Consider the following 484-nt stretch of genomic DNA (forward strand, 5'->3'; position numbering starts at 1 on the left):
GCGGTGACCCAGAGCAAGCTGGCCCTGAATCTCAAAGGACTGGATCTGGAAGGCTATCAGGCGCTGCAGGCCGCGAGCGGCCAAGGGGTGGAAGATCAAGCCATCCAGCAGGCGCTGGACAAACTGCTCAAACGCGGCGCGACTCTGGAGCTGGTGGACTTGAGCGCCCAGCTCAACGGTGAGCCTGTCTCCATGAAGGGGGACGTCACGCTGGCATCCACCTCGCTGGAACAGCTGTTCAATAGCGAACAGGGGATGCACGCCCTGTCCGGTCTGCTGCACGCCAACCTCAGCGACCAGCTGGGCAAGGCGGTGCCGCAACTGGCCCCCATGCTGGAGCAGTTTGCCGCCATGGGCTATCTCAAGGCGGACAAGGCCCGGCTGACCGCCGAGTTCAAGCTCGACAAGGGTGCCATGACCATCAATGGTCTGCCGCTGTAAGCCGAGTGCAACAACAGGCAGTACAGAAACAACAAAGGCTCCC

Annotated in this window: 1 protein-coding gene; it reads left to right on the forward strand. The window is 62.0% G+C overall.

Annotated features, from left to right (window positions below; all coding sequences use genetic code 11):
- A partial coding sequence (locus tag BN1128_RS25005) for a DUF945 family protein (protein WP_042872820.1) occupies window positions 1–441 on the forward strand: 441 nt, incomplete at its 5' end.
- Window positions 442–484: the final 43 nt, after the last annotated feature.

The sequence above is a fragment of the Aeromonas piscicola genome, from assembly GCF_000820005.1.
Lineage (GTDB): Bacteria > Pseudomonadota > Gammaproteobacteria > Enterobacterales > Aeromonadaceae > Aeromonas > Aeromonas piscicola.